Annotated in this window: 1 protein-coding gene; it reads right to left on the reverse strand. The window is 58.0% G+C overall.

What is annotated here, in order from left to right; genetic code table 11:
• Positions 1 to 243 (reverse strand): hypothetical protein (locus tag EXE42_RS17945; RefSeq protein WP_137707133.1); only part of this gene is annotated, 243 nt, incomplete at both ends.

Below are 243 nucleotides of genomic sequence, written 5' to 3' on the forward strand. Positions count from 1 at the left end.
ACTCACTAGACGTTCCCCAGGACTCTTCGGGCGCCGGACCAGTGTCTGCCCCCGGCGTGGTCTCAGAGGGATTCTCAGTCGGATCTGAATCGTCGTCGAGTTCATCAACGGTCTCCTCGGGAGCGAACAGTTCCTCGTGACTCTGTTCGAGGGTCTCGAGATCAACTCCCAACTCTTTCGCTCGGCGCTCTCGGAATTTCCGGATGAGGTTGTCGGCGACGTTCTCGTTGTACTGTTCGTGGA

This window comes from Halorubrum sp. SP3, from assembly GCF_005435195.1.
Classification (GTDB): Archaea; Halobacteriota; Halobacteria; order Halobacteriales; family Haloferacaceae; genus Halorubrum; species Halorubrum sodomense.